Annotated in this window: 18 protein-coding genes and 6 pseudogenes; 15 read left to right on the forward strand and 9 right to left on the reverse strand. The window is 68.2% G+C overall.

Going from position 1 to position 23191, the window contains the following annotated elements:
* The first annotated feature begins 7 nt into the window (after window positions 1-7).
* From AB1I47_RS18280 to AB1I47_RS18300, 5 genes are all read left to right on the forward strand, one after another.
* On the forward strand, window positions 8-808 hold the full coding sequence (locus AB1I47_RS18280; protein WP_354685156.1) for an aspartate dehydrogenase: 801 nt from the start codon (window positions 8-10) through the stop codon (window positions 806-808).
* A 151-nt stretch (window positions 809-959) separates the two neighbouring features.
* Window positions 960-2438, forward strand: a complete 1479-nt coding sequence (locus AB1I47_RS18285) for an aldehyde dehydrogenase (protein ID WP_354685157.1) — start codon at window positions 960-962, stop codon at window positions 2436-2438.
* Window positions 2439-2460: 22 nt separating this feature from the next.
* The gene (locus AB1I47_RS18290; RefSeq protein WP_354685158.1) at window positions 2461-3435 is read left to right on the forward strand and encodes a VOC family protein; all 975 of its coding nucleotides are present in this window, start codon (window positions 2461-2463) and stop codon (window positions 3433-3435) included.
* A gap of 31 nt (window positions 3436-3466) precedes the next feature.
* Window positions 3467-4423 (forward strand): PDR/VanB family oxidoreductase, encoded by a 957-nt coding sequence (locus AB1I47_RS18295; RefSeq protein WP_354685159.1) that lies wholly within the window; start codon window positions 3467-3469, stop codon window positions 4421-4423.
* Between the two features lie 274 nt (window positions 4424-4697).
* Window positions 4698-6005, forward strand: coding sequence for an MFS transporter (locus AB1I47_RS18300; protein WP_407935862.1), 1308 nt, complete (start codon window positions 4698-4700; stop codon window positions 6003-6005).
* Between the two features lie 75 nt (window positions 6006-6080).
* Here the strand turns inward: AB1I47_RS18300 and AB1I47_RS18305 are convergent, their stop codons facing one another.
* The 3 genes and pseudogenes from AB1I47_RS18305 to AB1I47_RS18315 all read right to left on the reverse strand — a co-directional run bounded on the left by AB1I47_RS18305 (window position 6081) and on the right by AB1I47_RS18315 (window position 7788).
* A complete protein-coding gene (locus tag AB1I47_RS18305) occupies window positions 6081-6425 on the reverse strand; it encodes a tripartite tricarboxylate transporter substrate-binding protein (protein ID WP_354685160.1) in 345 nt (114 codons plus the stop codon).
* Window positions 6426-6478: 53 nt separating this feature from the next.
* Window positions 6479-6685, reverse strand: a pseudogene (locus tag AB1I47_RS18310) (isocitrate lyase/phosphoenolpyruvate mutase family protein); the annotation flags it as partial.
* A gap of 11 nt (window positions 6686-6696) precedes the next feature.
* Window positions 6697-7788 (reverse strand): TauD/TfdA family dioxygenase, encoded by a 1092-nt coding sequence (locus AB1I47_RS18315; RefSeq protein ID WP_354685161.1) that lies wholly within the window; start codon window positions 7786-7788, stop codon window positions 6697-6699.
* A gap of 187 nt (window positions 7789-7975) precedes the next feature.
* Between AB1I47_RS18315 and AB1I47_RS18320 the strand changes: the two genes are divergently transcribed.
* Complete coding sequence (locus AB1I47_RS18320; RefSeq protein WP_354685162.1) at window positions 7976-8875, forward strand: LysR family transcriptional regulator; 900 nt, start codon at window positions 7976-7978, stop codon at window positions 8873-8875.
* A 91-nt stretch (window positions 8876-8966) separates the two neighbouring features.
* Here AB1I47_RS18320 and AB1I47_RS18325 read toward each other — a convergent pair whose 3' ends face one another.
* Window positions 8967-9476 carry a MarR family winged helix-turn-helix transcriptional regulator gene (locus AB1I47_RS18325; RefSeq protein WP_354685163.1) on the reverse strand — a complete coding sequence of 170 codons (510 nt, stop codon included), beginning with the start codon at window positions 9474-9476 and terminating at the stop codon, window positions 8967-8969.
* A 248-nt stretch (window positions 9477-9724) separates the two neighbouring features.
* On the opposite strand from AB1I47_RS18325, the gene AB1I47_RS18330 reads away from it, so the two are divergent.
* Window positions 9725-10564: an IclR family transcriptional regulator gene (locus tag AB1I47_RS18330; RefSeq protein ID WP_354685164.1), complete on the forward strand. Its 840-nt coding sequence runs from the start codon at window positions 9725-9727 to the stop codon at window positions 10562-10564.
* A 100-nt stretch (window positions 10565-10664) separates the two neighbouring features.
* Here the strand turns inward: AB1I47_RS18330 and AB1I47_RS18335 are convergent, their stop codons facing one another.
* Window positions 10665-11888, reverse strand: a complete 1224-nt coding sequence (locus AB1I47_RS18335) for an acyl-CoA dehydrogenase family protein (protein WP_354685165.1) — start codon at window positions 11886-11888, stop codon at window positions 10665-10667.
* 46 nt (window positions 11889-11934) lie between these two features.
* Window positions 11935-12642, reverse strand: a pseudogene (locus AB1I47_RS18340) (acyl-CoA dehydrogenase family protein); the annotation flags it as partial.
* A gap of 249 nt (window positions 12643-12891) precedes the next feature.
* Here AB1I47_RS18340 and AB1I47_RS18345 point away from each other — a divergent pair.
* The gene (locus AB1I47_RS18345) at window positions 12892-14439 is read left to right on the forward strand and encodes an AMP-binding protein (protein ID WP_354685166.1); all 1548 of its coding nucleotides are present in this window, start codon (window positions 12892-12894) and stop codon (window positions 14437-14439) included.
* Window positions 14440-14612: 173 nt separating this feature from the next.
* The gene (locus AB1I47_RS18350) at window positions 14613-17384 is read left to right on the forward strand and encodes a winged helix-turn-helix domain-containing protein (RefSeq protein WP_354685167.1); all 2772 of its coding nucleotides are present in this window, start codon (window positions 14613-14615) and stop codon (window positions 17382-17384) included.
* A gap of 19 nt (window positions 17385-17403) precedes the next feature.
* Here the strand turns inward: AB1I47_RS18350 and AB1I47_RS18355 are convergent.
* Window positions 17404-17721: pseudogene (locus AB1I47_RS18355) on the reverse strand (nitroreductase family protein).
* Window positions 17722-17758: 37 nt separating this feature from the next.
* A complete protein-coding gene (locus tag AB1I47_RS18360; protein ID WP_354685168.1) occupies window positions 17759-18634 on the reverse strand; it encodes a crotonase/enoyl-CoA hydratase family protein in 876 nt (291 codons plus the stop codon).
* Window positions 18635-18874: 240 nt separating this feature from the next.
* Between AB1I47_RS18360 and AB1I47_RS18365 the strand changes: the two genes are divergently transcribed.
* The 3 genes from AB1I47_RS18365 (at window position 18875) to AB1I47_RS18375 (ending at window position 21576) form a co-directional block, all read left to right on the forward strand.
* Window positions 18875-19846 carry an NAD(P)H-dependent flavin oxidoreductase gene (locus AB1I47_RS18365; RefSeq protein WP_354685169.1) on the forward strand — a complete coding sequence of 324 codons (972 nt, stop codon included), beginning with the start codon at window positions 18875-18877 and terminating at the stop codon, window positions 19844-19846.
* Between the two features lie 4 nt (window positions 19847-19850).
* Window positions 19851-20312 carry a PaaI family thioesterase gene (locus tag AB1I47_RS18370; protein WP_354685170.1) on the forward strand — a complete coding sequence of 154 codons (462 nt, stop codon included), beginning with the start codon at window positions 19851-19853 and terminating at the stop codon, window positions 20310-20312.
* Window positions 20313-20400: 88 nt separating this feature from the next.
* On the forward strand, window positions 20401-21576 hold the full coding sequence (locus tag AB1I47_RS18375; RefSeq protein ID WP_354685171.1) for an acetyl-CoA C-acetyltransferase: 1176 nt from the start codon (window positions 20401-20403) through the stop codon (window positions 21574-21576).
* A 152-nt stretch (window positions 21577-21728) separates the two neighbouring features.
* On the opposite strand, the pseudogene AB1I47_RS18380 reads toward AB1I47_RS18375, so the two are convergent.
* Window positions 21729-21884, reverse strand: a pseudogene (locus AB1I47_RS18380) (histidine phosphatase family protein); the annotation flags it as partial.
* A gap of 251 nt (window positions 21885-22135) precedes the next feature.
* On the opposite strand from AB1I47_RS18380, the pseudogene AB1I47_RS18385 reads away from it, so the two are divergent.
* The 3 genes and pseudogenes from AB1I47_RS18385 to AB1I47_RS18390 all read left to right on the forward strand — a co-directional run.
* Window positions 22136-22789 (forward strand): annotated as a pseudogene (locus AB1I47_RS18385) (contractile injection system protein, VgrG/Pvc8 family); the annotation flags it as partial.
* 26 nt (window positions 22790-22815) lie between these two features.
* Window positions 22816-22923 (forward strand): annotated as a pseudogene (locus AB1I47_RS33950) (type VI secretion system Vgr family protein); the annotation flags it as partial.
* Window positions 22924-22945: 22 nt separating this feature from the next.
* Window positions 22946-23191, forward strand: a 246-nt coding sequence (locus AB1I47_RS18390) for a DUF2345 domain-containing protein (RefSeq protein WP_354685172.1), incomplete at its 3' end; no start/stop codon positions are given.

The following is a 23191-nucleotide window of genomic DNA, read 5'->3' on the forward strand; positions in this document are numbered from 1 at the left end:
TCCAGAGATGCTGCATGTGTCCATGGTTGGCTGCGGCGCGATCGGTCGCGGCGTGATGGAGTTGCTGAAGAGCGATCCGGACGTGGTCTTCGACGTGGTGATCGTGCCCGAGCACACCATGGACGAGGCCCGCGGCGCGGTGTCCGTGCTGGCGCCGAGCGCCCGGGTGGCGACACACCTGGATGACCAGCGGCCCGACCTGCTGGTTGAGTGCGCCGGCCACCATGCGCTGGAAGAGCACATCGTGCCGGCGCTGGAACGCGGCATCCCGTGCATGGTGGTGTCGGTCGGCGCGTTGTCGGAGCCGGGCATGGCCGAGCGGCTGGAAGCGGCCGCGCGCCGCGGGGGGACCCAGGTGCAGCTGCTGTCGGGCGCGATCGGCGCGATCGACGCGCTGGCCGCGGCGCGCGTCGGCGGGCTGGATGAGGTCATCTACACCGGCTGCAAGCCGGCGCGTGCGTGGACCGGTACGCCGGCTGAGCAGTTGTTCGACCTGGAGGCGCTGACCGAGGCGACGGTGATCTTCGAAGGCAGCGCGCGCGACGCGGCGCGCCTGTATCCGAAGAACGCCAATGTCGCCGCCACGGTGTCGCTGGCCGGCCTGGGGCTGGACCGCACGTCGGTGAAGCTGCTGGCCGATCCGCATGCGGTGGAGAACGTGCATCACGTCGAAGCGCGCGGTGCGTTTGGAGGGTTTGAGCTGACCATGCGCGGCAAGCCGCTGGCGGCGAATCCAAAGACGTCGGCGCTGACGGTATTTAGTGTGGTGCGGGCGCTGGGGAATCGGGCGCACGCGGTATCGATTTGAAGGACTGAGGCGGTAGCGAACCGAGGCGCTGACGACCGCTGCGTGTTTGCTCCCCTCTCCCGCAAGCGGGAGAGGGGAGTCCGGCAGCAGCATTTGACAGGGCCACCGCAGCAAGACCCGGCAGGCAAAGACAGACTTAGCAGGCAACGACATGAAACCCCAAGAAGTACTCCCCATCTGCATCGCCGGCGCATGGCGCCTGGGCACCGGCGACCGCAACGCCACGCGCTACCCCGCCACGGGCGAAGTCGTGGCCGAGCTCAACGCCGCCAGCCTTGCCGACGTCGAAGAAGCCGTGCAGGGCGCCCACAACGCTTTCCTCACCAGCGGCTGGGCCCAGCGCAAGCCGCATGAGCGCGCCGCGGTGCTGTATCGCGTGGCCGAACTGATCCGCGCCCAGGCCGAGCCGCTGGCCCAGCGCCAGCGCCTGGATAACGGCAAGCCGATCAGCGAGACGCGCGCCCTGGTGGCCAGCGCCGCCGGCACCTTCCAGTTTTTTGCCGCCGCCTGCGAAACGCTGGAAGAAACCATCACGCCGCAACGCGGCGACTGCCTGACCATGAGCGTCTACGAGCCGATGGGCGTGGTCGCGGCGATCACGCCGTGGAACTCGCCGATCGCCAGCGAGGCGCAGAAGATGGCGCCCGCGCTCGCCGCCGGCAACGCCGTGGTGGTCAAGCCTGCCGAAGTCACGCCGCTGATGGCGCTGGAGCTGGCGCGCATCTGCGAAGAAGCCGGCGTGCCCAAGGGCCTGATCAGCGTGCTGCCGGGCAAGGGCTCGGTCATCGGCGACGCCATCACCAAGCATCCGCTGGTGCGCCGCGTGTCGTTCACCGGCGGTACCACCACCGGCAAGCACATCGCCCATATCGCCGCCGACAAGATGATGCCGGTGTCGCTGGAGCTGGGCGGCAAGTCGCCGACCATGGTGTTCGACGACGCCGACCTGGACCACGCGGTCAACGGCGTGCTGTACGGCATCTTCAGCTCGTCGGGCGAGTCGTGCATCGCCGGCTCGCGCCTGTTCGTGGCCCGCTCGCAGTACGAGGCCTTTATCGACCGCCTGGCCGCCGGCGCCGCGCACCTGCGCGTGGGCGACCCGGCCGACGAGCGCACCCAGATGGGCCCGCTGATTACCGACCGCCACCGCGACAGCATCGAGTCGTATGTCGCGGCCGGGGTGGAAGAGGGCGGCCAGCTGCGCACCGGCGGCCTGCGTCCCGACGTGGCCGGCCTGCCCAACGGCTACTTCTACACGCCGACCATCATCGAAGGGCTGGATAACAACGCCCGCATCTGCCAGGAAGAGATCTTCGGGCCGGTGCTGGTGGCGATCCCGTTCGACGACGAGGACGACCTGATCGCGCAGGCCAACGACAGCGTCTATGCGCTCGCCGCCGGCATCTGGACGCGCGACTACAAGCGCGCCTGGCGCGTGGCACGTGCCGTGCAGGCGGGCAATGTGTGGATCAACACCTACAAGCAGTTCTCGATCGCGACGCCGTTCGGCGGCTGGCGCGACAGCGGCCTGGGCCGCGAGAAGGGACGGCTTGGCATCCTGCAGTACATGGAGCAGAAAAGCGTGTACTGGGGCCTGAACGAACAACCGCTGCCGTGGGCGAACCACTGAACCCGGCAGGCTGGAGAGAAGCATGATCAAGGTATTGGGAATCGACGAGATCGTCTACGGCGCGGATGACTTTGACGCCTGCCGTGGCTTTTTCACCGACTGGGGCCTGGCCATCAAGCGCGACGACGCACAGGGCCTGGACTTTGAAACGCTGAACGGCTGCCGCGTGCTGGTGCGCCGCATCGAGGACCCGTTGCTGCCGCCGGCGATCGAAGCCGGCCCGACGCTGCGCGAAGTGGTGTGGGGCGTCGAGTCGCAGGCCTCGCTGGACCAGATCGCCGACAGGATCGCCGATGCGCCCGGCTTCGTGCGCCAGGGCGAGGGCGAATCGCTGCGCGTCGGCTGCATCGACCCGAACGGCCTGGCCGTGCGCTTCCAGGTGACGCGCAAGCATGACGTGCAGGTGGAATGCGCGCTGATGAACACGTGGAACGAAAAGCCGCGCATGAACCAGCGCAGCCCGATCTACGACCACGCCACCCCGATCGAAGTTGGCCACGTGGTGTTCTTCGTCAAGGACGTGAAGGCGACGGAACGCTTCTATGTCGAGAAGTTCGGCTTCGTCCCGTCGGACCGCTATCCGGACCGCGGCGCATTCCTGCGCTGCGCGGCGGAGGGCGGCCACCACGACCTGTTCCTGCTGCAGCTGCCGGAACCGAAGAGCGGCCTGAACCATGTCGCCTTTACCGTGCGCGATATCCATGAAGTCTTCGGCGGCGGCATGCATATCTCGCGCAAGGGCTGGGAAACCCAGCTCGGCCCGGGCCGCCACCCGATCTCGTCGGCCTATTTCTGGTACTTCAAGAACCCGGCCGGCGGCCTGATCGAGTACTACGCCGACGAAGACCAGCTCGACGAGCACTGGGAGCCGCGCGCCTTCGAGCCCGGCCCCACCATGTTCGCCGAGTGGGCGATCGAGGGCGGCATCGACGGGAACACCCGCCGCCAGAAGAACGCGGGTGGACCGGCAGGCAAGTTCCTGACCGAGAAGCGGTAAGCCAGCAGCAAGCGCAAACGAAGGAAGCAGCATGAGTGCCCACCAGTCCCTGACCCTGCGCGTCCAGGCCATGCGCTACGAAGCGCGTGGCGTGGTCAGCATCGAACTGCAAGATCCCGAAGGGAAGACCCTGCCCGAGTACAGCCCGGGCGCCCATATCGACCTGCACCTGGGCAATGGCCTGGTGCGCAGCTACTCGCTGTGCGGTGCGCCCGAGGCGCGCCAGCGCTATACCGTGGGCGTGCTGCTGGACCGCGGCAGCCGCGGCGGCTCGCGCTACGTGCATGAGCAACTGCGCGTGGGCGCCACGCTGACCGTGGGCGCGCCGCGCAACAACTTCGAACTGGACGAGAGCGCCGCGCACACGGTGCTGGTCGCCGGCGGCATCGGCGTCACGCCGATCGTCTGCATGGCACGCCGGCTGGCAGAGCTGGGCAAGTCGTTCACGATGATCTATTGCGCCCGTTCACGCGCCGAGGCGGCGTTTGTCGAGCAGCTGTCGGCGCATGGCGATGCGGTGCGCTTTCATTTCGATGATGAAACCGGCGCCCCCCCGGACCTGAACGCGATGCTGGCCGGCCAGGAGGCGCAGACGCATTTCTACTGCTGCGGCCCGGGCCCGATGCTGAAGGCGTTCGAAGCCGCGTGCGAGGGGCACGGCTATCCGAACGTGCATATCGAACGCTTCGCCGCCGACCCGTCGACCGAGGCGGTGCAGGAGGGTGAGTACGTGGTGCAGCTGTCGCGCACCGGGTCCCTTGTCAAGGTGCCGTCGGGCAAGTCGCTGCTGGACGCGTTGCTCGATGCCGGCGTGGAGATGGACTATAGCTGCCGCGAAGGCGTGTGCGGGTCTTGCGAGACCGCGGTGCTGGAGGGGTGTCCGGATCATCGCGACAGCGTGCTGAGCAACAGCGAGCGGGCCAGCAACAAGACCATGATGGTGTGCGTGTCTGGCTGCAAGGGTAGCAAGCTGGTGCTGGACCTGTAATTTCCCGCTTGTTTGCGCCCCTCTCCCGCGCGCGGGAGAGGGGCGCAAACCGACGCGGTACTCACGCCTCAAACGGGCGGATGCCTGCCATCCTCAAGAAATAGACGAGACTCACGTGTTGACCCAGAGACAAGACGCAGCGCCGCCCGGCGCAGCGGTGACCGCCACCGCAGGTATCGTGACCACCGCCGACACTGCCAGCCAGGGCGCCGCCACGGCAACCGCCCGCACCGGCTCGCTCACCCGCGGCAACATCGTCGCCCGCATCGAACGCATGCCGGGCAACGCCATGCATATCCGCGCCCGCCTGCTGATCGGCCTGGCCACCTTCTTCGACGGCTTCGATGTCATCGCCATTGCCGCCACGCTGCCGCTGCTGATCGCGCAGTGGTCGCTGACGCCGGGCCAGATCGGCGTGCTGATCGCGGCGCCTTCGGTTGGCCAGCTGGTCGGCGCGCTGCTGTTCCCCGGGCTGGCCGAGCGCTTCGGCCGGCTGCGCTCGATCGGCTGGAGCGCGGGCATCATCGGCCTGATGAGCATTGCCTGCGGCTTCGCGCCGTCGTTCGAGATCTTCTTGCTGCTGCGCATCGTGCAGGGCCTCGGCCTTGGCGGTGAGCTGCCGGTGGCCGCCACCTATATCAACGAAGTCACGCGCGCGCATGGCCGCGGGCGCTTCGTGCTGCTGTACGAGGTGGTGTTCCCGATCGGCCTGATGGTGTCCAACGGCGTTGGCGCCTGGCTGGTGCCGCACTACGGCTGGGAGGTGATGTACTTTATCGGCGGCGTGCCGCTGGTGCTGTTCTTCATCCTGCGCCGCGTGATCCCGGAATCGCCGCGCTGGCTGGCGGAGAAAGGCCGTCTTGAAGAAGCCGATGCCGCACTGCGTGCGTTCGAGGCGCGCGCCAAGGGTCCGCTGCCGCCGCCGGTCAATGCCGGCAGCTACGACCGCATGACCCAGCACCCGCGCCGCCGCGTGCGTGACCTGGTCAGCCAGGCCTACCTCGGCCGCACGCTGGCGGTATGGATGCTGTGGGCGACCTGCGGCTTTATCCAGTACGGGCTGTCGACGTGGCTGCCTACGGTCTACAAGACCGTCTACCACGCGCCGCTGCAACTGGCGCTGAACCTTGCCGCCGGCGCCTCGGTGCTGGGCGTGGTCGGTTCGCTGGTGTGCGCGATGATCGTCGACAAGGTCGGACGCAAGCCGGTGATCAACGTGTCGTTCCTGCTGTGCGCGTTGTCGCTGGTGCTGGCGGGCGTGTTCCACGCCTCCTCAGTGTACGTGGTGGCCATCTTCTGCGCGCTGGCGATGGGCTTCCTGGCGAGCGGGTTTATCACCGCCTATGTCTATACGCCGGAGCTGTACCCGACCAGCGTGCGCGCGATGGGCTGCGGCCTGGGCGGCGCTTGGCTGAAGCTGGCGGCAATCTTTGCGCCCGGGTTGATTGCCGGCACCATCGGCAGCGGCAACCTCAGCGTCGCCTTCTTTGCGCTGGCGGTGGTGCCGGCGCTTGCGGCCATCACCGTGCATTTCCTCGGCATCGAGACCAAGGGTCGGGTGCTGGAGGAACTGGAGGTCTGAACGGGCGCTGCTCGTCCCGTTCCCTTGGGGGCCGCACCGCGAACCGGTGCGGCCCTTTTTCTTTGCGCGGAGCGCTCAGCTCATCCGCGCCCCTGTAACCGCCACTACCTTGGCCCAGCGCGCGATCTCGCCCTGCAGGAACTGCGTGAACTGGGCGGCATCGTTGCCCACCGGCACCAGCCCTTCGCCGGTCAGGCGCTTGCGCATTGCCGGCGACGCGACCGCTGCCCGCACGGCTTTCTCCAGCCCGGCCACCACATCCGCCGGCATGCCCGCTGGGCCCAGCAGGCCATACCATGAGCTGTAGTCGAAATTGGGCACCACGTCGGCGATCGGCGCGATGTTCGGGAACGTGGCCAGCCGCTTCAGGCTGCTGACGCCCAGTCCCTTGACCCGGCCGGCCTGCAACAGCGGCTGCACCGTGGCGACATTGCCCAGCAGCAGGTCAGGCGCGCACCGTGCGCTGCGTGTTGGCGCGCGAGCACATCGGCGGTCTCGGTGGCCGTGGTCAGGCCCACGTCGGAGCGGCCCAGCAGCGTGTAGGCGACCGCGCCGCCGGACAGGTACAGCGCCTCGAAACCGGCCTGTTCGGCCAGCAGCGCGCTGAGCGCATCGTAAACGCCCGGGGCCAGCACCGGCTCGCGCCGGCGCAGGCGTTCTTTCAGCGAAAGCGTTTGCATGCCGGCGCCGCTCATGCCGTGGCTCCCTCGGCAGCCTTGGCCGCATGTTCTGCCAGGATGCGCGCCATGTCTTGCTTGAGTACTTGCGGGCGCCAGGTCTCGAATGCCATGCCGAGCACGGCCGCCTGGCGTTTCTCATAGTCGAGGAAGGCCTGCGTGATCTCGCTGCCGCGCACGCCGCCGCGCACCGATCCGGCACGCACGTCGCCGTAGTACTCCTTCCAGTCGTCGGGCAGCGGCTGCGAACCCGGCACCGCCAGCCACAGGCGGAACAGATGGCGCTTGCGGTCCGGCTCTTCATAGTCCTCGAACGGCGTGCGCGAGTGCAGCGTGACGTAGTTGTTCAGCAGCTGCATGTCGCCTTGCTCCAGCTCCATGGTGAAGCACAGCTGGTCGCTCGGCATCAGTTCGTCGAGCAGGTCAAGGGCCTCGATCTGCGCGGGCGTCAGGCGCGGCAGTTCGGCAAAGTCGCGCTGGGCGGCGTCGGTGTTCTTGCGGTTGGTGCGCGCCGAGAAATACTCGGGATGGCTGCCGAAGATCGGGCAGCGGTAGTACGGCGGCTGGCTCGGGTCCTGCGTGCCCTGGTAGCTGTGGAAGAAGGTGCCCTTGAGCACCGGGATCAGGTCGGGGCGGCGGCGCTGCACTGCCTCATACAGCGCGATCGAGCTGATCACGTTGCTGGTGCCGCCCGCGCGCGCCGTGCGTCGGCACAGCAGGCCCACCACGTCGCACGAATCCTGGTGGAAATCCAGCCCGGCATTGGTGTTGTAGCCGCGGCCGCCCTTGACCTTGTACTCGCCGCCTTCGTTGCGCACGTCGTTCATGAACTCGCTGGCGCGGTTCTGCGTGCGGCCCACGCCCATGTACAGGCTCATGCCCCAGTAGGCCAGGCGCGATTCCTCCTCGGTCCATTCGTCAACCGGGAAACCCTTGACCAGGCACATGCCCCAGCCGCCCTGGGTGATGTCGATGGCGCGCCTGAGCACGGCGCGCGCGGCCTCGTTGAGCGGGAAGTCGGCCTGTTCCATCTCGAGCAGCGGCTTGTTCAGCGCCTTGGCGTGGTTGAGGGCTTCACGCATGCCCTGGATTTCTGGCTCGTTCATGCGCAGGATCCAGGAAGGGTCGTCGCGGGCTTGTCGGGCAGTCCAGGCGACGGGGCGTTGCGATGCGGCGATGGGTGACATCTCGGGGGTCTCCTTCGTGTGTTGTGCGTGACGTTGGAAGCAGTCTAGCGACGTCGCCTATCATTAGAAAAGCGAACATATTTGAGTTACTTCATAAGAGTTTTTGATGAAGCTTGAAACCTTCCATACGCTCGAGGGCGTGCTGCAGACCGGCACCTTCGCCGGTGCCGCGCGCCAGGCCAACGTCACACCCAGCGCCGTCAGCATGCAGATGAAGCAGCTCGAGCAGTACCTGGGCAAGCCGCTGTTCGACCGCTCCGGCCTGCAGGCGCGGCCCAACCAGCTCGCGCACGAGGTGGCCGACACCATGCGCCAGGCGCTGCAGAACCTGGAGGCGCTGCGCGCCGGCAGCGGGCTGGCAGTGGAAGGGGTGGTGCGGCTGGGAGTGATCGAGTCGCTGCAGCCGGTCGTGCTGCCCGGCATCGTGCGTTATGTGCGCGAGCGTCATCCCAGGCTGGAGCTGCGCCTGGTGCGCGGCCGCAGCAGCACGCTGACGGCATCGGTCAAGGCGGGGGATATCGATGCGGCGCTGGTGGCGCAGCCGGCAGCCGGCGGCTCCGCGCGGCTGCGCTGGACGCCGATGATGCGGCGCGAACTGGTGCTGATCGCACCGCCCGCATCCACCGAGGCCAACGTGGCCTCGCTGTTCCGGCTGTATGACTGGATCCGCTACGACCGCAACACGGTGTCAGGCGCAATGGCGGCACAGTACGTGAGCACGCACGTGTCCGAAATCCGCGGCACGCTGGAATTCGACAGTGCGCCGGCGATCGTGGCAATGGTCAGTGCCGGGCTGGGTGTATCGATCCTGCAGGGTCCCGATCCGACGCTGGTGCAGAACTACCCCGTGCGGCTGGTGCGGCTGGGCCGCGCGGCGCCGGTGCTGACGCTGTCGCTGGTGACGCGCAAGGGCGATGATGACAACCGTTCCGTGGCGGCCGTGCGCGACGCCATGCGGCTGACGCTGGCTTCATACCAGCGCCAGAGCGTGGCGGCGCGCCACTGAGGCATCGGAGGGGAGGGCCGGGTTCAGGCACCCGGTACGCCGTGTCTATGACGGTTCCAGCGGCGCATCTCGGCCGGGAACCATTTCTCTTTCAGGCCTGCGCCTGCAACAGCTTGCGCAACCCCTGATAAACCGCCTCGCGCTCTTCCGGCGACAACTGCCGGATCACCTGCGCCTGCCCCCGCCGCGCCAGCGGCATCACCTGGTCGTGCAGCGCGGCGCCGGCTTCGGTAATCGCGCAGATGAGCTTCTTGCGCGGCGTGTTGCCCGCCGAGGTCAGGTGCACCAGCCCGCGCTCTTCCAGCAGCCGCAGCGTGCGGCTTACCAGCGCCTTGTCGGAGGTCGACTGCTTGACCAGCTCCGCAAAGGGCAGCTCATGCGCGTGCGCCAGCAGCGCCAGGATGCGCCACTCCGGCACGGTCAGCCCGAACTGCTCGGCATAGGGCTTGGTCACCGTGCTGCGCAGCGCGGTGACCAGCTGGCTCAGCATCGTAGTCAGGAAGTTGTCGACGGTCAGGCCGCTGCCGGCCTCGTCGAGGTCGGTCCAGGGGGTGGTGTCTGGCGCGGGCTGGCCCTTTGCAGGCGCGGCGTCACGGGGCATGCGTTCCTCATGGTTCGGGTCTGTCGGCCGCGAAGTGTCGGGGCCGGTCGGCGGGCCAGATTGTCTCACAGCGTACACAGTATCGACACGGATGTGTCTCGGCCGCTACGCCTGAAAATGACATGGGTCGCACCAGATATGTCAATGGGGTAGGGCAAAGGGGTTTGTCGGCAATCCGGGTACCCTATGAGACGCTGGCGTGATATATGGGAGCGTTACGCCACGACCGAATATTGCAGAGACAGACCATGACTACCGATTCGCCGCAGGATGAGGCCCAGGAGAGTGCCCCGGACAGCGCCCAGGACAAGTACATCGTGCCCGGCCTGGAGCGCGGCCTGCGTTTGCTGGGGGAATTCAGCAGCCGCGAGCGCACCTTGTCGGCGGCGGAACTGGCGCGCCGGCTCAAGGTGCCGCGCTCGACCGTGTTCCGCCTGCTGGCGACGCTGGAAATGATGGGGTTCGTCGAGCGCACCGACGGCGGGCGCGAATTCCGCCTCGGCATGGCGGTGCTGCGCCTGGGCTTCGATTACCTGGCCTCGTTGGAACTGACCGAGCTGGGCCGCCCGCTGCTGGACCGGCTGCGCGACGAGATCCACTACCCGTGCAACCTGGTGGTGCGCGACGGACGTTCGATCGTCTACGTGGCCAAGTCGGTGGCGTCGCGGCCGTTCGCCAGCACCGTCAATGTCGGCACGCGCTTGCCGGCGCACGCCACCGTGCTGGGGCGTGTGCTGCTGGAAGACCTGTCGCTGGAAGAACTGCGCGCGCTGTATCCGGAAGAGCGGCTCGAGGTCTTTTCGGAAAGCACGCCGCGCACCGTCGAAGAGCTGTACGAGATGGTCCAGCGCGACCGCCAGCGCGGCTATGTGCTGCACGAAGGCTTCTTCGAGGCCAGCATCTCGACCATCGCGGCGCCGGTGCGTGACCGCAGCGGCAAGGTGGTGGCGGCACTGGGCGCGACCATTCCGGCCGCGCGCATCGACCCGGACCAGCTCGACACGATGGTGGAAAAGGTCAGGCAGGCGGCGGCCGAGCTGTCGCGCCTGCTCGACTACCGGCCGCAGGCGCCGAAGCCGTTTGCCTGAGGGCCGGGGTCGTTTTCAGCGGGAGAGCAAGGGGAGCAAACCGCAAGCCTGCGAACTCTGTCAGAAGAGCTTCTGGCGCCGGAAGGGCGGCGCCTGCCGCTCAGAGCCCCAGCACGAGCTTGGCGATGATGTTGCGCTGGATCTCATTGGAACCGCCGTAGATCGACGCCTTGCGATAGTTGAAGTAGCGCGGGGCGAGCACGGCGGCGTAGTCGGGACCGACGCGCGGCGCGGCGTCGCGGCCTTGCAGCGCGGCCCAGGTGTCCTGCACGAACGGCAGCGCCGCCGGGCCAGCGGCTTCCACGGCGAGCTCGCTGATTGCCTGCAGTGTCTCGGTGCCGGTCAGCTTCAGCATGCTCGATGCCGCCCCGACCGAACTGCCCGACTCCACGCCGGAGAACACGCGCAACTCCACCGCCTCCAGCGCCGCGGTGCGCAGTTGCAGCGCCGCCAGCTTGCGGCGGAAGACGGGATCGTCGAGCAGGCGGCCGCCGTCGTCGGCAGGCTGCTCCGCGGCGATGTCAGCGAGCTTCGACAACTGCTTGCGCAGCATCGGGCTGTAGGTGCCGCCGCGCTCGAACTCCAGCAGGTACTTGGCATAGGTCCAGCCCTTGCCTTCCTCGCCGATGCGGTTTGCCACCGGCACGCGCACGTTCTCGAAGAAGACCTGGTTCACTTCCTGCTGGCCGGTCACCGGACCGTCCAGCGTCGGCAGCGCCGATACGGTGATGCCGGGCGTATGCATGTCGACCAGCAGGAAGGAGATGCCTTCCTGGCGCCTGGATTCGCGGCTGGTGCGCACCAGGCAGAACATCCAGTCGGCCCACTGCGCATGCGTGGTCCAGAGCTTGGAGCCGTTGAGGACATAGTGCTCACCATCCCGCTCCGCGCGCATCTGCAGCGAGGCCAGGTCGGAACCGGAATTGGGCTCGGAATAGCCCTGGCACCACCACACGTCCGAGGCCAGGATCGGCGGCAGGAAGCGCTGCTTCTGCCCGGGCGTGCCGTACTTCATGATCACCGGCGCCACCATCTTCAGGCCCATCGGCGACACCGGCGGGCAGCCGGCGGCGGCCAGCTCGGACTGGAAGATAAAGCGCCGGGTCGCATTCCAGCCCGGGCCGCCGCATTCCTGCGGCCAGTTGGGCGCGGCCCAGCCGCGCGCATGCAGCGCCTTCTGCCAGCGCACCTGGCCGGCCTTGTCGAGATAGCCGTTCTTGGACTGCGCCATCATCGCGCGCAGCTCGGCGTCATACGCCTGCGCGATCCAGGCGCGCACGTCTTCACGGAACTGCTGGTCTTGCGGGGAGAAATCGAGATGCATCGACGGGCCTCGCTGGGATAGTCGTCAGGATTGGCACAGGACGGCCTTATGCCGCGGCAGGGTAGAGCAGGTCGGCGTAGCGGCGCAGGTGGTGTTCGGCCGAACCAAACTGCAGGTCGATCGCCGTGACGCGCTTGAAGTAGTGGCCCACCGCCAGCTCGTCGGTGACGCCCATGCCGCCGTGGATCTGCACTGCGGCCTGGCCGACGAAGGCACCGGCCTGGCCTGCCTGGATCTTGGCCGCGCACGCTGCCTGCGCGCGAACCTCTGGCGCGCTTGCGGCACTCGCCAGTTGCATCGCCGCGACCTGTGTCAGCGCCACCGCTTGCTCAAGCTGCATATACATGTCGGCCATGCGGTGCTGCAGCACCTGGAAGGTCCCGATCGGCACGCCGAACTGCTTGCGCTGGCGCGCGTAGTCGATGGTGTCGGACAGCATGCGCGCCATCGCACCGTGGGCTTCGGCCGCGAGCGCGACCATGGCCTCGTCGCACAGGCGCTCGATCAGCGGCAGCGCTGCGCCTTCGGCGCCCAGGCGCTGGCTGGCCGGCACCTGCACGTTGTCGAGCAGCACCTCGGCGGCGCGCAGGCCGTCGAAGGTCGGGTATTCGCGCAGCGTCACGCCTGGCGTATCGCGCGCGATCCAGAACAGGCTGATGCCGTCGCGACCGCGGCGCGTGCCGGCGGTGCGCGCGCTGACGACAAGGTGCGTGGCAAACGGCGCGCCGACCACCGCGTGCTTGTGTCCGCTCAGGGGTAAGGCAGGCTGCTAGGGCGTGACTGCGGGTACTCCGCGGGGCATGATCGAGCCAGGGCGGGGCGGGCGCATCGTCGCATCGGACGAAGCCCGGCGGCCTGCCGGAATCACCGATATATGCGGCGCTGCGGCAAACCATGCCGCGGCCGCTTCGTCGCTTCCGACGATGGTCGAACCGCCGGGCCTTCCCAGAATGCGGGATTGGCAACCCGCCTACACAGAGATACCCGTCGAGGAGCTCACGCCATGCATCCGCATATCCACGCGCAGCGCACGCCGGACAAGCCGGCCGTCATCATGGGCAGCAGCGGCGAAGTCGTCACCTACCGCGAGCTCGATGCGCGCTGCAACCAGGTCGTCCAGCTCTTGCGCGCGCGCGGGCTGCGGCCCGGCGACCGCGTGGCCTTCATGCTGGAGAACCATCCGCGTCTGTTCGAGCTGTGCTGGGGCGCGCAGCGCAGCGGCATCGTCTTTATCTGCCTGAGCACACGGCTGAACGTGGCCGATGCCGCCTACATCGTCAACGACAGCGGCGCAAAGATGCTGGTGACCACGCACGCGCAGTCCGGGACCGCGGCGGCTCTGGTGGCGCAGACGCCTGCATTGATCGGCAGGCTGATGCTGGACGGCACCGTGCCGGGCTACGAGGCGTATGAAACGGTGCTGGGCCGCTGCCCGGCCACACGCATCGACGACGAGACCACCGGCGGCGACATGCTCTATTCCTCCGGCACCACCGGCCGGCCCAAGGGGGTGTTCGCACCGCCCGCCAGCCCGCGCATCGACGAGCCCACGTCGCTCACGCTGCTGTCCGAGCGGCTTTATGGCTTCGATGCCGATATGCGCTACCTGTCGCCCGCGCCGCTCTACCACGCCGCGCCGCTGCGCTACAACATGACGGTGCAGGCGCTGGGCGGCACCTCGGTGGTGATGGAGCATTTCGACGCCGAGCAGTTCCTGCAACTGGTGCAGCAGCACCGCATCACGCATACGCAGCTGGTGCCGACGATGTTCTCGCGCATGCTCAAGCTGCCGCAGGCGCAGCGGCTGGCGTACGACGTATCGTCGCTGCGGGTGGCGATCCACGCGGCGGCGCCGTGCCCGGTGCAGGTCAAGGAAGCGATGATCGACTGGTGGGGCCCGGTGATCTGGGAGTATTACGCCGGTACCGAGGGCAACGGCGTGACCTTGGTCAGCACGCAGGAGTGGCTGCAGCGCAAGGGCACGGTGGGGCGGGCAATGATCGGCAAGCTGCGCATCTGCGGCCCGGATGGCGAGTTGCTGCCACCGGGCGAGCCGGGCACGATCTATTTCGCCGAAGGCCGCGCCTTCACGTACCACAACGACGAGGCCAAGACGGCGGAATCGCGTCACCCGCAGCATCCAGACTGGAGCACCATCGGCGATGTCGGCTACGTCGATGAAGAGGGCTACCTGTACCTGACCGACCGCAAGGCCAATATGATTATCTCCGGCGGCGTCAACATCTACCCGCAGGAGGCCGAGAACCTGCTGATGACGCATCCCAAGGTGATGGACGTGGCGGTGATCGGCGTGCCCAACGAAGATTTCGGCGAAGAGGTCAAGGCCGTGGTGCAGCCGGTCGACATGGCGCAGGCGGGGCCGGAACTGGCCGCCGAGCTGATCGCGTTCTGCCGCGCCAACCTGTCGTCGATCAAATGCCCGCGCTCCGTCGACTTCGAAGCCGAGCTGCCGCGGCTGCCGACCGGCAAGCTGCTCAAGCGGCTGCTGAGAGACCGCTACTGGGCCGGCCACGGCAACAAGCTGGTGTGATGCCGGGGGGCGCCGGCGGCCTGCCATCTCGCGTTGCCGCCCGCGCCACGGCACGGTTTACGCCATAATCCCTCGTTACATCACAGCTACGGCCGCACCGCTGCGCGCGCAGCAGGCGCGGGCGCATCGCCTTGCCCCACGCGGCGGCCATGCGCGGGAGACGACAACAGCCAATGGCAAGTATCGAGGAGACAGGGCGGCGCCCGCCGCCCGGCGCCGCATCGCTCGCGGCCAAACTGCGGCCGCCGCTGCTGAACCCGTTCCAGGTCGAGCGCGCGGCAATCTGTGACGCCGTGTGCGCGGCAGGTTTCGTCAAGCTGGTGCTGGTGCGCGCGCCGGCGGGGTTCGGCAAGACCACCGCCATGCTCCAGTGCCGTGCGCGGCTGGAAGCCGCTGGCGGACGTACCGCGTGGCTGACGCTGGACCGCTCGGACAACGACGCCACCCGTTTCCTGGGCTCGGTCGAGGCCGCCATCGTGCAGGCGCTGGGCGGCAGCCCCGCCAGCCGCGCCACGCATGCGGCGCTGGCGCAGGATGCCGGCGAACAGGCACTGGCGCTGATCGATCGGCTGGCCAGCCACAACGGCGCTTTCACGCTGTTCCTCGACGATTTCGAAGCGTTGCAGAACGCCGCCGTGACCGGCCTGGTCTGGCAACTGGTGGAAAGCCTGCCACCGGGGTGCCGCGTGGTGATCGGCACGCGCTGGGTGCCGGAGACCGGCCTGGGCCGGCTGCGCGCGCGCGGCGAGCTGCTCGAGATCGAGCCCGCGCAACTGCGCTTCAGCGCCAGCGAAACCGAATCCTTCCTGCGCCAGGCGCGCGGCCTCAGGCTCCAACCCGCCGCGATCAGCGCGCTGCACCGGCGCACCGAGGGCTGGGCCACGGCGTTGTGGCTGGCGTCGGTGGCGCTGGAACGGCGCAGCCAGCCAGAGGGCTTTATCGCCGGCTTTTCCGGCTCGAACGCCGCCATTGCCGATTACCTGGTCGAAGACGTCTTCCTGCACCTGCCCGACACCGTGCGCGACTTCCTGCTGCGCACCTCGATCCTGGACCAGTTGTGCGGGCCGCTGTGCGATGCGGTGTGCCAGCCCTCCGGTGCTTCGGCGCAGGCGGGCGGCAGCGACGACATCCTCGCCTGGCTCGAGCGCGCCAACCTGTTCCTGTTGCCGCTGGAAAGCGAACGCTACGGCGAACGCGGCACCGGCACGGCGCCGGTGCAGTGGTACCGCTATCACAGCCTGTTCTCCGGCTTCCTGCGCGGCCAGCTCGCGCAGACCATGCCCGACGCCGTGCCGCGCCTGCACCTGTCCGCGTCGGACTGGTATGAGTCGGAGGGACGGCCGGTGCCGGCGATCGAGCATGCGCTCGCGGCCGGTGCCATGGCGCACGCGCTGGAACTGCTCGATGGCGCCGCCGACGACCTGCTGCCGCAGGGCCGCATGCGGCTGCTGACGCGCTGGCTGGAAGCGGTGCCGGCTGACGAACTGGCGCACTGGCCCAAGCTGCAGATCGCCCATGTCTGGGCGGTGTCCTTCACGCGCGGACCGGCCGATGCCATCGCCCTGCTGCAGGCGATTCCGACTGAGGGCGCGGCCGGCGACCTGCTCGCGCATATCCGCGCGCTGCGGCACATGCTGCTGAACATGATGGACCGCTTCGACGACGCGCGCGCCTTCGCCCGCGACGAGCTGCCGCCGTTGCCGATGGGCTATGCGTTCCCCGATGCGATCCTGGCCACCTCGATGGCGCGCCTGGCCGCGGTGAGCGGGGATTATCCCGAGGCGCGGCGCCTCCTGCAGGTGGCGCGGCAGGCGGTGCGCGGCTCGGACAGCAACTTCAACAAGATCTTCTCGGAGTCGGTCGAAGGCCTGATCGACCTGCGCCAGGGGCGGCTGCAGCAGGCGCTGGCGCGCTTTCGCATCGCCGCGCGCACGATGCTGCCCAACCGCTTCGGCCCCACCAACGGCAACGCCATGGCCGGCATGCTGCTGGCCGAAGGGCTGTACGAGAGCGGCGATACCGAACGGGCAAGCCGGCTGCTCAACGTCTACCTGCCGCTGTCGCGCGACCTCGGCCTGCCCGACCAGATCATCACCGGCCACGCGGTGCTGGCGCGCATCGCATACGAACGCGGCGAAGCGGACCAGGCCCACGAATGGCTGGCGCAGCTCGAAGCGCTGGGGCATCACCGCGGCCTCACGCGGATGGTGATGGCGGCGATGCTGGAGCGCGCGCGCCTGGCGCTGCGCCAGGGCAATGTCCACGCCGCGCAGGAAGCAATCGAACGTGCCGCCGATCCGGCGCTATGGCGCACGCGTCCCGGCGTCAGCTCATTTGCCCACGACGTCGAGGACATCGCCATGGGCCGGCTGCGGCTGGATGTGCATGCGCGCCCGGGCGCGCAGGTGCGCGAGGCGATCGAACGCGAGCTGGCAGCCGCCACCGCGGGCCAGCTGATGCGCCGCGCGCTCAAGCTGCGCATCCTGCTGGCGCAGGCGTGCCAGCGCATCGGCGACGGCGCGCATGCGCTGGTGGTGATGGGCGAAGCGTTGCGCTTTGGCGCCGCCGAGGGTTTCGTGCGGATCTTTGCCGACGAGGGCGAGGACGTGCGGCGGCTGGTGGCAGATGCCTGCGCGCGCCAGTCGGCCAGCCTGCCCGCCGCCTACGTAGAAAAGTTGCTGCAGGCCTGCGGCCAGCGCGCCGGCGAAGCGCAGGCCGGCGCCCCGGCGCGGCCCGCGCCGGCAGCGCTGGTGGAACCGCTGACGCCCAAGGAGCTGAAGGTGCTGCAGTTGCTGGCCGAGGGCTTCTCCAACGTGGCGATGGCCGAGCGGTTGTTCGTGTCGGAGACCACGGTGCGCACGCACCTGCGCAATATCAGCGCCAAGCTGCACGCCAGCAACCGCACCCAGGCGGTGGCCATCGCGCGCCAGCTCGGCTTGCTCTGAGCCCGCGCCGCGGCGCGGCTCAGATGCCGAGGAACTCGGTAAATTCCTCCAGCGGCGCACGTGCCGCGCGCAACTGGTTGGCCGGCGCCTCGGGGTCTTCGTAGCCGATCGCCATGCCGCAGAACAGCATCCGCTCGGCCGGCAGCGACAGGAACCGGCCGATGGTCTGCGAGCGGCTCGCCGCCGATCACATGGATATGCCAGGGCTGCAGGTTGCCGCCCGACGGCGCGCGCGCGCCGCGCCATCGAGCACGCGGCGGATGGTAGCGGGCGCCACCTGTTTGGGCAGGAAGCCGCGGACGGACTTGCGGCTGGCGACGGCTTGGCTGACTTTCATGCTGACTCCGGAATGCGGTGAGTGGGGCGGGGCGGCTTCAGGCGAAGGGCGGCTCGCCGCTCCAGTCGAAGAAGTCCGGCAGGTCGCGCGACACGGTCTCGGGGAAGGCGGCGGGGCGCTTTTCGAGGAAGGCGCTGACGCCTTCTTTCACATCGGCCGAGCGCCCGCGCGACTGGATCGCGCGGCTGTCCAGCTTGTGCGCTTCCATCGGGTGGCTGGCGCCGGCCATGCGCCAGATAAGCTGGCGCGAGATCGCCACCGAGACCGGCGCGGCATTGTCAGCGATCTCGCGGGCGATGGCCTGCGCGGCCGGCAACAGGTCTTCCGGCGCGTGCAGCGAGCGCACCAGGCCGCGCTCGAGCGCTTCCTGCGCAGAGAAGACACGGCCGGTATAGCACCACTCCAGCGCGGTCGAGATGCCGACCACGCGCGACAAAAACCACGAAGACGCCGCTTCCGGCGTGATGCCACGGCGCGCAAACACAAAGCCGAACTTGGCGTCGGTGGAAGCCAGCCGGATGTCCATCGGCAACTGCATGGTCACGCCCACGCCGACCGCGGCGCCGTTGACCGCGGCGATCACCGGCTTGAGGCTGCGGAAGATGCGCAGCGACACGCGCCCCCCGCCGTCGCGATGCGCGGTATCGGGGCTGGCGCCGTAGCGCTTCTCGAAGTCGAAGGTCGAGCCGCCGCCAGAGAGATCGGCGCCGGCGCAGAAGGCGCGGCCCGAGCCGGTGACGATCACCGCACGCACGTTGTCGTCGGCATCGGTGGCATCGAACGCGGCGATCAGGTCCTGCATCATCTGCGCGGTAAACGCGTTGAGCTGGTCGGGGCGGTGCAGCGTGATGGTGGCGACACCGTTCTCGACGGCGTAGCGCAGGGTTTCGAACGAAGGCGTGGCTTGCGACATGGCGGCTCCTGCAATGGGAAGGGGGGCGAGGATGCTGCGGCCGGCGACACGCGGCACATCGGCGGGGGCCAGGCTGTGCCTTGCACCGGCAAGGGGACAACCAACACTAGTGCAGAATGCGCCGCCCGCAATCGTCGCTTCCGACGAGGCCGGGCAGCGCCGGCTCGCCTTAGACTGGCGCGGATCGCCGGCGGGCCCGCCACGGCGCGCGGCGGCCGGCGCAGACAGTAAAGGACAACCATGAAGACACGAATCACCGAACTGCTTGGCATCCGCTACCCGATCATCCAGGGTGGCATGCAATGGGTGGGCTACGCCGAAATGGCGGCCGCCGTTTCCAATGCCGGCGGGCTGGGCATCCTGACCGCGCTGACGCAGCCCACGCCGGAAGCACTGGGCGACGAGATCCGCCGCTGCCGCGAGATGACCGACAAGCCGTTCGGCGTGAACCTGACCCTGCTGCCGTCGATCAACCCGCCGCCGTACGCGCGCTACCTCGACGTGATCATCGAGAGCGGCGTCAAGGTGCTGGAAACCGCCGGCAACAATCCCAAAGAGCATATCGCGCGCGCCAGGGCCGCCGGCATGAAGGTGATCCACAAGTGCGTCGCGATCCGCCATGCGCTGTCGGCCGAGCGGCTGGGCGTGGACGCGGTGTCGATCGACGGCTTCGAGTGCGCGGGCCATCCGGGCGAGGACGACGTGCCCGGCATGGTGCTGATCCCGCTGGCCGCACGCAAGCTGTCGGTGCCGGTGATCGCTTCCGGCGGCATCGCCGACGGCCGCGGCATGGCCGCGGCGCTGGTGCTGGGCGCCGAGGGCGTCAACATGGGCACGCGCTTCTGTGCCACGCGCGAAGCGCCGATCCACGACAACGTCAAGCAGGCGCTGGTGCAGGCCACCGAGCGCGACACCAACCTGATCTTCCGCACGCTGCACAACACCGCGCGCGTGCTGAAGAACGCGGTCTCGGACGAAGTGGTGAGCATCGAGCGCCGCCCGGGCGGGGCGCAGTTCGAGGACGTCAAACACCTGGTCGCCGGCGTGCGCGGCAAGGCAGCGCTGAAGGCCGGCGAGACCGATGGCGGCATCATCAGCGCCGGCCAGTGCGTGGGCCTGATCGACGACGTGCCGAGCTGCGAAGAACTGGTGACGCGCATGGTTGCCGACTGCCGCGAATACCTCGGCGTGGCGTCGCGCTACTTTGCCTGACGCCATGGCCGAAGGCGTCATCGAGACAGCGCTGCCCGGGCCGGCTGGTGCCGCCGGCGCCGGGGACCTGCCGGAGGGCTTCGTGCCCTTGCGCCGGCTGGGCGGCTATATGGCCAATTTCGGCCAGCTCTACCTGCATGCTGAGCGCCGTACGCTGGCCGTGCGGATCGACGAAAGCCACCTGAACAACCTCGGCATCCCGCACGGCGGCATGCTGGCGACGCTGGCCGATACCGCGATCGGCATGATGATGTCGCTGGAGACCGGGCGCGACAAGAGCGCGGTCACGGTCAACCTGAGCCTGGACTATCTCGATTCCGCGCGGCTGGGCGACTGGGTCGAGGCGCGCGTCGAGTTCGACAAGCTCGGCTCGCGGCTGCGCTACGGCACCTGCCGGTTGGTCAGCGGCGAGCGCTGCCTGCTGCGCGCCACGGCGATCTTTGCGGTGCTGGCGCCGCGCGGCTGAGCCTGCTGGCCAACATCGTCGCTTCCGACGACGTTTGACGGTTCGTCCACCGGCAACAATATCGCTCGACACCGACAAAGGAGATCACATGGCAGAGGCATATATCGTCGCGGCGGTCCGCACCGCCGGCGGCCGCAAGGGCGGCAAGCTGTCGGGCTGGCATCCGGCCGACCTCGCGGCGCAGGTGCTGGACGCGCTGCTCGAGCGCACCGGCGCCGACCCGGCGCTGGTCGAGGACGTCATCATGGGCTGCGTCAGCCAGGTTGGCGAACAGGCCGGCAACGTCGCGCGCAATGCCATCCTGGCCTCGCGCCTGCCGGAAAGCGTGCCGGGCACGTCGGTGGACCGCCAGTGCGGCTCGTCGCAGCAGGCGCTGCACTTTGCCGCGCAGGCGGTGATGTCGGGCGCGATGGATATCGTGATCGCCGCCGGCGTGGAAAGCATGACGCGCGTGCCGATGGGCCTGTCGTCGCAGCTGCCGGCCAAGAACGGCTTTGGCGTGCCCAAGAGCCCCGGTGTCGAGGCGCGTTATCCCGGCGTGCAGTTCAGCCAGTTCACCGGCGCCGAGGCGATCGCGCGCAAGTACGACCTGTCGCGCGAACAGCTCGATGCCTACGCGCTGCTGAGCCACCAGCGCGCCGCGGCAGCGACCAAGGCCGGCCGCTTCCATGCCGAGATCGTGCCGGTGCCGGTGCGCACCGCCGAAGGCGCCAACGGCGAGATGCATACCGCCGACGAAGGCATCCGCTACGACGCCACGCTGGAGAGCATCGGCAGCGTCAAGCTCATTGCCGAAGGCGGGCGCGTGACCGCCGCCTCGGCCAGCCAGATCTGCGACGGCGCCGCTGGCCTGATGGTGGTCAACGAGGCCGGCCTGAAGAAGCTGGGCGTCAAGCCGCTGGCACGCGTGCACCACATGACCGTGATCGGCCATGATCCGGTGGTGATGCTGGAAGCGCCGCTGCCGGCGACCGAAGTTGCACTGAAGAAGGCAGGCCTGCGCATCGGCGATATCGACCTGTTCGAAGTCAACGAGGCGTTCGCGCCGGTGCCGCTGGCCTGGCTGAAGGCGACGGGTGCCGATCCGCAGCGGCTGAACGTGCACGGCGGTGCGATCGCGCTGGGGCATCCGCTGGGCGGCTCGGGCGCCAAGCTGATGACCACGCTGGTCCATGCGCTGCATACGCATGGCAAGCGCTATGGGCTGCAGACCATGTGCGAGGGCGGCGGCCTGGCCAATGTGACCATCATTGAACGGCTGTAAAGCCCGGGACAGTTGCAGTAAGGAGTAAAGGGAGAAGGACCGGCGGCGCGGGCATGTCACAGTGTCCGCGCCAGTAGCCGGATCAATGAAGGCCGCGTCACCGCGGTCTTTTTTTGTTTGCCGTCAGGCGCAAAGCTCTGGCGCAATAGCCTTCAGGCGAAAGTCAGTGCGCTGCGGCGCTCCGGCCGTTCCAGGTGCGGCACGCTGTTGAAGCTGAGCATCCGCTGCACGCCGCGGCCCACGATGATCTCGCAGAACGCGGTATTGCGGAACTGCAGGGTCATCTCGATGGCAGCTTGCGCCGTCGCGCTGCTGCCCAGGGGGAAGGCGGGTACTCGCCTCTCGTCCGGCGATGACTGACACGGAAGAGATATAGCCGATATAGGACTTCTCTGATCTGTGCGTAGACGTTGATGCAGGTTGATAAGGCGCATTAGCGGCGTCCTGCAGTGTTTCCGGCGTTACGGAACGCGGCTAACTTGCGGTGCGCGGGGCCATGCGTCGCACGATGCCTGGTACCTGCGGCAAGTTCGATCATGCTGACAACGGAGCGCACGCAATGGCGGATTTGGTTGACGAACTGAAGACGTATGGAGATGCGCTGCGCAAGGGACTGACCGGGCGGCAGGCTTACTTCCTGAAAGTGCCTGGCACCGCAAGCGCCGCCGCGCTGTCGGTGGTGTCGTTCGAAGCCGCGGAGCGGCTGGGCGAGCCCATCGGGCCGACTATCCGGGGCAAGGAAGCCACCTTCCTGATCGCTCCCGCCGACGCCACCGAGCCGCGCCAGTTTGCCGGCTGCATCACGCGCTTGTCCACAACCCGGCAGACCCGGGACTTCAGCGGCTACGAGATCGTAGTCCAGCCGCTCGTCGCGCGCTTGAGGCTTACGCGCGCCAGCCGCATCCATCAGCAGAAAACTGCCCCGCAGATCATCGAGTCAATCCTGCGCCGCCACGGGCTGAAGGGCCACCAGTTGTTCGGCGACGACATCGACCACTACATTTACCAGCCGGAACTGCGAGTGCCCTACCGGGAAACGGCCGGGCTGGAATCCGGCCAGGAAGCAGTGTTCTCGCTCAAGGTGCACGCGAAGACCATACCGGAATCGTTCCGGGTTGCGGACTTCAACCCCGACAAGGGCTGGGAGCGCCCCACCGGCGAGGCCAACGTCGCGCGCAAGGAGAAGACGACCTACGGCCAGTCTTATGCATTCGCACGCAGGGCGACAGGAAATTCGAGATCGAGGACTGGGAGGGGGAGGAACACGTCAAGTTCTCCACCGAGCATTCGGGCAAGAGCCAGCTGACCCTCGGCCATATCGTCAGTGGAAAACGCAAGAAACGCGGTGAAGGGTTCGAGTTGCGCACCGATGCGCAAGGCGCGGTACGCGCAGGGGGCGGCCTGCTGGGACCTCACCATTTCCAGCACGGATGGCAAGCTGATCCTGACGGCGGACAAGGAAGTCTGGATTGGCGCGGGCGGCTCCTATATCCGGATTGACGCCTGCCGGATCGAACCGGTGACGCCGGGCGACATGAAGGAGAAAGCCTTGTCCTGGCAGCGGCAAGAGCCGGGCTCGGAGGTACGGAAACCCTCCTTGCCTTATAGCACTGAC

The organism is Cupriavidus necator, assembly GCF_040578825.1.
Classification (GTDB): Bacteria; Pseudomonadota; Gammaproteobacteria; order Burkholderiales; family Burkholderiaceae; genus Cupriavidus; species Cupriavidus necator_E.